Genomic DNA, 7,595 nt, shown 5'->3' on the forward strand with positions numbered 1-7,595 from the left:
GCTGCGCGCCGGCGCGCGGCCGATGGGACCGGCGCTGGCGGAATTGCGCGGCCTGCGCCACCCGGTGCCGGCGGAGACGGCGACGCGGCTGCGCGCCACCTGCCCGCCGGGCGAGGCATCCGATCCCGACCTCCCGCTCGCCCGGGCGCTGGCGACCGATCCGCTGGCGCTGCGGGCGGCGATGGCGCGGTAGAGCGATAGCCGCTCCGCCCGCAGCGGCCGAGCGGATGCCCTGCCCCGCAAACCACTGATCCTACGGCACGAAACCCGATCACGCGGATTCAGCGTGATCGGATGGCGCGACCGGCCGGGGATCGGCAGCCCCCCCCTGGCGTCCGGGCCCGGAATGCCGTCGGATCAATGCCTTCGCGGGCTGGACTTCCCATCCGCCCATGCCACCTGCCCGCAAGACGCCCGAAGGTCCCGGAACCCGCCCCATGGTCAGCCTCCTGCCCTTCCTCGGTTCGAGCCGCCGGCGCTTCGATAGCCTGACGCCGCGGGAGATCCTCGCACTCGCCATTTCCTCGGAGGAGGAGGACGGGGCGATCTACGCGCTCTACGCCAGCCGGCTGCGGGAGACCTATCCCGCCTCGGCCGCCATCTTCGATGCCATGGCGGCGGAGGAGAACGAGCACCGCCGGCAATTGATCGACCTCTACCGCGCCCGCTTCGGCGACCTGATCCTGCCGATCCGGCGGGAACACGTGGCCGACTTCTACGCCCGCAAGCCGGTCTGGCTCGTCGAGAACCTCGGCCTCGAGCGGATCCGGGCGGAGGCGGAGGCGATGGAGCACCAGGCGCGCGCCTTCTACCTCGCCGCCGCGTCGCGCAGCACGGATGCGGAGGTGCGGCGGCTGCTCGGCGACCTCGCCGCGGCCGAGGCGCGGCACGAGGCGGGCGCGGCGCGGCTGACCGAGGAGCATCTGGGCGGTGCGGCGGGGGCGGAGGAGGTCTCGGCGGCGCGCCGGCAATTCGTTCTCACCTGGGTGCAGCCGGGGCTCGCGGGGCTGATGGACGGCTCGGTCTCGACGCTCGCGCCCATCTTCGCCACGGCCTTCGCGACGCAGGACCCCTGGACGACCTTCCTGGTGGGGCTGTCGGCCTCGCTCGGCGCCGGGATATCGATGGGCTTCACGGAAGCGGCGCATGACGATGGGAAGCTGTCCGGCCGCGGCGCGCCCTGGAAGCGGGGCCTCGCCTCGGGCGTCATGACGACGCTGGGCGGGCTGGGCCATGCCCTGCCCTACCTGATCCCGCATTTCTGGACGGCGACGGCGCTGGCGCTGGTGATCGTCTTCGTCGAGCTCTGGGCGATCGTCTGGATCCAGAACCGCTACATGGAAACACCGGTGCGCCGGGCGATGTTCCAGGTGCTGCTGGGCGGCGGGCTGGTGCTCGCGACGGGCATCCTGATCGGCGCGTCCTGAGGCCCCTGCGCCCCTTTCTCGCTTGACGCCGGCGCGGCGGACGCTAGGTTCCGCGCTCTCGCGCCCTGGGCCTCTCAGCCCCCGGGCCATGGAGTCATGTCATGGCGAAGTCGAATACGATCCTGATCCGCCTCGTGAGCAGTGCCGACACCGGCTACTTCTACGTCACGAAGAAGAACACGCGCACGATGACGGCGAAGATGGAAAAGAAGAAGTACGACCCGGTCGCGCGCAAGCACGTCGTCTTCCGGGAAGCGAAGATCAAGTGATGCCCCGGGCGGGCTGAACCCGCCCGATTCTGGCGAAGTCAGGGGCGTGCCCGCCGGGCGCGCCCCTTTTCGTCGTGGTGAGAGGCAGTCCCGGCGCGCCGATCCCGCGCGGCGCGCTCCGAGGGGCGCCAGGGCCCGGTCCGGCCGGGACTATTCCGGCGCCGCGCCCCAATCCTCGGCCGTGGCCAGTTCCGCCCGGTTCCGGCCGCGTTCCTTGGCGCGGTACAGCGCCGCGTCGGCCGCCGCGATCAGCCCGTCCGCCGCCGCCTGGCCGCGCGCGACCGCGGTGCCGATCGACACCGTGACGGGCAGCAGCAGGTTGCCCGCCGGGACAGGCACGTCGGCAATGGCCAGCCGCAGCCGCTCGGCCACGGCCTGCGCCTCTTCCTCCCCCGCCCCGGCCATGACGACGAGGAATTCCTCCCCGCCATAGCGCGCGACGACATCGACGGCGCGCAGATGCTCCCGCAGCCGTCCGGCGACCTCCTGCAGCGCGGCATCCCCCGCGGCGTGGCCATGCCGGTCGTTCAGCGGCTTGAAGCGGTCCACGTCGATCAGCAGCACCGCTGCCGTCGCGCCGGTCCGCAGCAGGGATTCGAGATGGCGGCGCACATAGCGCCGGTTGCGCAGACCGGTCAGCGAATCGGTCACCGCGAGTTCGAGCGAGCGGTCGAGGCTTTCGCGCAGCAGGTCCTGGTAGCGCCGCCGGCGCAACTGGTTGCGCACGCGTGCGCGCAATTCCGGCGCATCGACCGGCCGCATCACGTGGTCCGACGCGCCGAGGTCGAAGGCCCGCAGCACCGACTGGCGCTGTTCCTCCCCCGCCAGCAGCACGAGCGGCAGGTCGCGGCTCTCGGCATGGGCGCGGAGCCGGGAGGCGAGGCGCAGCGCATCCCCGCCCGCCAGCGGGAGGCTCAGCAGCGCGAGGTCGTGCAGTTGGTCCTGCAGCATGTCCCAGGCCGCGGGCTCGTCGGGCGCGAGGTCGAGGATCATGCCATCGGCCGCGACGGCGGCGGCGACCGCGGCGGCCTCGGACGGCTCGGCGCCCGCCAGCAGCAGCCGCGATCCCATGAATTCCTCGGCCGGCGCGCCGGGCTGCTCGAAGCCGAGCTCCCGCGCCGTCTCGGCGCGCACGCGCCACGCATCGAGCACCTGCTTCACGCGCAGCAAGGCGCGCAGGCGGGCGAACAGCAGCGCCGTGTCGACCGGCTTCGAGATGAAGTCGTCCGCCCCCGCCTCGAGCCCGCGCACGCGCTCGGACTGCTCGGTCAGCGCGGTGACCATGACGACGGGGATGTGCGAGGTCTGGTCCTGCGCCTTGAGCCGGCGGCAGACCTCGTAGCCATCCATGCCCGGCATCATCACGTCGAGGAGCACGATGTCGGGCGACCAGGCGGAGGACAGGGCGAGCGCCTCGGGCCCCGAGGCGGCTAGCGCCACCTCGAAATACTCCGCGCGCAGCTTCGCCTCGAGCAGGCGAAGGTTGGCCGGCACGTCGTCGACGACAAGGACGCGGGCGGTCACGCGCAGCCCCCTGCGACACGCAACGGTAACTGGCGCGACACGGGACCGCGCCATATCAGGGCCAGGGCGCCAACCCCTTGAATCGTCACCTTTTTGTCACGGAGCACTGCATGTCGGGGATCACCCTCGGAGACCGTCCTTCGCCCCAGGGTCCGGGCGGCATCGGCCTTTTCCTGCGCCGCTGGCTCGCCAATCCGCTGCAGATGGGCTCGGTGGTCCCGTCCTCCCCCGCGCTCGGGAAGAAGGTCGCCGCGCTGGTCGCGCGCGGGCCGGAGGAGGTGGTGGTCGAACTCGGCGCCGGCACGGGCGCGATCAGCCGCGCGCTGCTCGCCGGCGGCGTGCCGCCCGAGCGCCTGGTGGTCGTCGAGATCGTGCCCGAGATGGCGCGCCACCTGTCCCGCGCCCTGCCGGGCGTGACGGTGATCGAGGGCGACGCCTTCGCCCTGGCCGAGGCGCTGCCCGCGGCGCTGCACGGGCGCATCGGCACCGCGATCTGCGGCATTCCGCTCGTGCTGCTGCCGATCGCGCGCCAGCGGGCCTTCGTCGATGCCGTCGAGGCAGTGGCACCCGGGCGTGGCTTCCTGCTCTACACCTATTGCGTGACCTCCCCACTGCCCTGGAAGGCGCTCGGCCTCACGGCGCGTCGGGAAGCCTTCACGCCGCTCAACCTGCCGCCGGCGAGCGTGTGGCGCTATCGGCGCGACGATGCGGCGCGGCATGCGACCCCGGTTCAAGGCTGACCAGCCCCGCGGCGCGGCGCGCCGCGCGCGGGGGTCCTGGGGACCAGGATAATGCATCGGCCGCGCCGCACGCTACGCGCTTGTGAGCGTGGCCTCGCGCCCGTCCCGGTGGCGCAGTTGTGCGACGAGGCGCGGATGCGGGCTCTGCTTCACCTTGACCGCATCGCCGAGGCCGCGGGCGCCGAGCGCGGTCCGCAGCGCCTGGGCGTCCGGATGCTCGGCCTCGAGCGCCGTGAGGCGCCAGCCGGAATCGCGGATGTGCTTCGCGGCGCGCTCACCTTCCCATTGGATCATCGGCGGGATGAGGTTGTCCATGTCCTGGCGCTGCGGCGGGAAGGCCATGCGCCAGCGGAGGTCGCCGCGGGACATGGAGGCGATCTCCCCGGCATGGGAGGTGCCGAGTCGCGCGACCAGCGGGTCGAGCGCGGGGGTGGAGGCGACATAGGCGATCAGGCGCGGCTCGGCCTCCAGCATCGGGCGGAGCGAGGCGTCGTCGAGGTCGAAGAGCCGCGGATGCGGCGGCTCTGGCTGGGCGGGATCGGGCGCGATGATCTCGATGTAGCAATTCGCCCCCATGCCGATCAGCATGTTGTGCGTGCCGAGGCCCGCATGCGCGCCGCCCTTGGAGGGCTTCACGCCGAGCAGGGCCTCCGCGTAGCGCGCCCCGTCCTCGAGGCTCAGGGCGCCAATGACGATGTGGTCGATCTCGGCCATGCGTATCCTGCGTTCTCGCGTTCGGACGGAACCTCGGCGCGTCGCAGCCGCGCGGCCGCCGACCAGGGCACCATGCCCGCCGGGCGGGCTGCTGACCTCGATGGCGCCGGCACGATGCTTCCCCCTCGGCGTCGCGCGACCATGAGCCGCGCTCAACCCCGCGGCAAGCGGGGTCCCGTTCGTGACGGTCGCGCGACGTTTGCGCGACTCTGCGATCACAATAACCTGTTCCGCGCGCGGAGACACGCATGAACGATCACGCATCCCCCCCGAAGATCGCCGAGACGGCGATCCACCCCACCGCGCGGCTGCGCGAGGCGCGCATCGGCCGGCAGTGCGAGATCGGCGAACGCTGCGCGATCGAATACGCGACCATCGGCGATGCGAGCTATCTCGGCCGGGACTGCATGGTGGCCGATGCCGAGATCGGAAAGTTCACGGCCATCGCGGCCGATGTGCGGATCGGCGCGCCGAACCATCCGATGGGCCGACCTTCCCTGCACCGCTTCACCTACGTGCCCGAATACTACGACGCGGCGGCGGTGCGCGACGCGGCCTTCTTCGCCGACCGCCGCGGGGACCGGGTGCGGATCGGCCACGATGTCTGGATCGGCCACGGCGTCATCGTGCTGCCGGGTGTCACGGTCGGCGACGGCGCGGTGCTTGCCGCCGGCGCCGTCGTCTCGCGCGACGTGGCGCCCTACACGATCGTCGGCGGCGTGCCCGCCCGGCCGATCCGGGAGCGCTTCCCGCGCGACATCGCCGCGCGGCTCGCCCGCATCGCCTGGTGGGACTGGCCCTTCGAGACGGTGCTCGCGCGGGTGGCCGAGTTCCAGACCGAGGACATCGCCGCCTTCTGCGACCGCTGGGACGTTCAGCCGTTGCCGGAGAGATAGGCCATCGCCGCCTGAACGCCGCCGTCCTGGTGCGGGATGCCGGCCTTGCGCAGCCCCATCTCCACCCCGCCCAGCGTGCCGATCAGCGAGAGGTCGCCGAAATCGCCGAGATGGCCGATGCGGAAGACCCGGTCGTTCAGCTGGCCGAGCCCGTTGCCGAGGCTCATGTTGAAGTTCTCGAGGATCGTCGCGCGCAGGCCGTTGGCCGAATGGCCTTCCGGCAGGCGCACGGCGGTCAGCGCCGAGGAATAGTGCCGCGGCTCGGCGCACTGGATCTCGAAGCCCCAGTGACGCACGGCGCGGCGCGTGGCCTCCGCATGGCGGTCATGGCGGGCGAAGACGTTCTCGAGCCCTTCCTCCATCAGCATGTCCACCGCGGCATCGAGCCCGTAGAGCAGGTTCGTCGCCGGCGTGTAGGGGAAGTAGCCGGTCGCGTTGGCCGCCAGCATCGGCTTCCAGTCCCAGAAGGAGCGCGGCAGGCGCGCCGTCTCGCTGGCCTTCAGCGCCTTGGCCGAAATGGCGTTGAAGGACAGGCCCGGCGGCAGCATCAGCCCCTTCTGGCTGCCCGCCACGGTGACGTCGACGCCCCATTCGTCGTGCCGGTAGTCGATGGAGCCCAGCGAGGAGATGGTGTCGACGAGCAGCAGCGCGGGATGGCCCGCGGCGTCCATCGCGCGCCGAACCTCGTCGATGCGGCTGGTGCAGCCCGTGCTCGTCTCGTTGTGCACGACGCAGACCGCCTTGATGGCGTGGTCCTTGTCCTCCCGCAGGCGGGCCTCGATCTGCGCGACATCGGCGCCGCGGCGCCAGTCGGTCCTGACGAAATCCGTCACGATGCCGAGCCGCCCGGCCATTTCGTGCCAGAGATGCGCGAACCAGCCCGTCTCGCACATCAGCACGCGGTCGCCGGGGGACAGCGTGTTGGTCAGCGCCGCTTCCCAGGCCCCGGTGCCGGAGGCCGGGTAGATGATCACATGGCTCTCGGTCTTGAAGACATGCCGGACCTTTTCCAGCAGCTGCTGGCCGAGCTTCCCGAAATCTGGGCCGCGATGGTCCATGGTGGGGTTGTCCATGGCGCGCAGCACGCGGTCGGGCACGTTTGTCGGGCCCGGGATCTGCAGGAAGTGGCGGCCCGCGACGGGCTTGGACTGGAAATAGGCCATGGGCGGCTCCTCTCGACAGGCCGCTTCATGCGCCAGGATCGCGCGCCGCGCCAATGAGTTCGGCTGGTCGCGCCCATGAGCGGGCGCGATACGGCGACCCCCTCAGCCGGTATGGGCGTGGATCACGACCTGCCGCTGGTCCCGCGCGCTGCCGCGCAGCGGGATGGCAAAGCGTGCCACGACCTCCGCCCGCGCGAAGCCGGCATCGCGCACCATCCGCAGCAGCGCGGCGGTGGAAAAGCGCCACCAGTTGCAGTTCTCCTGCCCGCCCATGTAGCGCATCAGGGGCGCGTCCCCCATGCCGTCCAGGTCCTCGTCCACCGTCTCGGACACGATGGCCAAGCCCTGCGTCACCGCGCGCATCCGCTGCAGCGCGAGCGCCGGGTCGCGCAGATGCACCAGCACATTGCCGATATGCGCCACGTCGAAGCGCCCGACCTCCGCCTCATTCAGCCGATAGACGCTACCGAGGCGCCGCTCGACACGCGATCCCAGCACGTCCTGCGCGATGGCGAAGCCTCGGCCGACCGGGGTCGCGAGCGTCGCGGGGTCCATCGCGGCGCGCACTGGCGGGGGCAGGTCGATGTCGCCGAAGGTCTCGACATCGAGTGCCATCACCGCCGCCGCGCCAAGCCGTTCGAAGGCGAAGGCCCAAAAGCCGTCGAAGGTCCCGATGTCGAGCACCCGCCGCCCGGAGAGATCCTCCGGCAGCCGGTATTTCGGCAGGTGCGGGATGTGGTTGAACTCGCCCGGCGTCAGCACGCCATGGCCGAGGTCAATGGTCTGGTACCAGCCTGTTTGCGCCGCGCGACGGCGCAGCGCCACGGCCTCGGGCGGCTCGGCCGCGGGCGCGGCCGGCGCG

Annotated in this window: 8 protein-coding genes and 1 pseudogene; 5 read left to right on the forward strand and 4 right to left on the reverse strand. The window is 71.8% G+C overall.

The window, feature by feature from the left end:
• From HW577_RS16395 to rpmG, 3 genes and pseudogenes are all read left to right on the forward strand, one after another.
• Positions 1–193 (forward strand): annotated as a pseudogene (locus HW577_RS16395) (S41 family peptidase); the annotation flags it as partial.
• A gap of 244 nt (positions 194–437) precedes the next feature.
• The gene (mbfA, locus tag HW577_RS16400) at positions 438–1,427 is read left to right on the forward strand and encodes an iron exporter MbfA (protein ID WP_198377226.1); all 990 of its coding nucleotides are present in this window, start codon (positions 438–440) and stop codon (positions 1,425–1,427) included.
• Between the two features lie 101 nt (positions 1,428–1,528).
• Entirely contained in the window at positions 1,529–1,696 is a 168-nt protein-coding gene (gene rpmG, locus HW577_RS16405; RefSeq protein ID WP_188966603.1) for a 50S ribosomal protein L33, read from the forward strand.
• Between the two features lie 150 nt (positions 1,697–1,846).
• On the opposite strand, the gene HW577_RS16410 is transcribed toward rpmG, so the two are convergent.
• Complete coding sequence (locus HW577_RS16410; protein ID WP_198377227.1) at positions 1,847–3,220, reverse strand: PleD family two-component system response regulator; 1,374 nt, start codon at positions 3,218–3,220, stop codon at positions 1,847–1,849.
• 110 nt (positions 3,221–3,330) lie between these two features.
• Between HW577_RS16410 and HW577_RS16415 the strand changes: the two genes are divergently transcribed.
• Complete coding sequence (locus HW577_RS16415; protein WP_198377228.1) at positions 3,331–3,960, forward strand: class I SAM-dependent methyltransferase; 630 nt, start codon at positions 3,331–3,333, stop codon at positions 3,958–3,960.
• Between the two features lie 72 nt (positions 3,961–4,032).
• Here the strand turns inward: HW577_RS16415 and HW577_RS16420 are convergent, their stop codons facing one another.
• On the reverse strand, positions 4,033–4,674 hold the full coding sequence (locus HW577_RS16420; RefSeq protein WP_198377229.1) for a VOC family protein: 642 nt from the start codon (positions 4,672–4,674) through the stop codon (positions 4,033–4,035).
• A 248-nt stretch (positions 4,675–4,922) separates the two neighbouring features.
• On the opposite strand from HW577_RS16420, the gene HW577_RS16425 reads away from it, so the two are divergent.
• Positions 4,923–5,570 (forward strand): DapH/DapD/GlmU-related protein, encoded by a 648-nt coding sequence (locus HW577_RS16425; RefSeq protein WP_198377230.1) that lies wholly within the window; start codon positions 4,923–4,925, stop codon positions 5,568–5,570.
• Here HW577_RS16425 and HW577_RS16430 read toward each other — a convergent pair.
• Entirely contained in the window at positions 5,549–6,733 is a 1,185-nt protein-coding gene (locus HW577_RS16430) for a pyridoxal-phosphate-dependent aminotransferase family protein (protein WP_198377231.1), read from the reverse strand. The two genes, HW577_RS16425 and HW577_RS16430, sit on opposite strands and share 22 nt — an antisense overlap.
• A gap of 102 nt (positions 6,734–6,835) precedes the next feature.
• On the reverse strand, positions 6,836–7,595 hold a 760-nt coding region (locus HW577_RS16435), incomplete at its 5' end, for a methyltransferase domain-containing protein (protein ID WP_198377232.1).

This window comes from Neoroseomonas rubea (genome assembly GCF_016106015.1).
Lineage (GTDB): Bacteria > Pseudomonadota > Alphaproteobacteria > Acetobacterales > Acetobacteraceae > Neoroseomonas > Neoroseomonas rubea.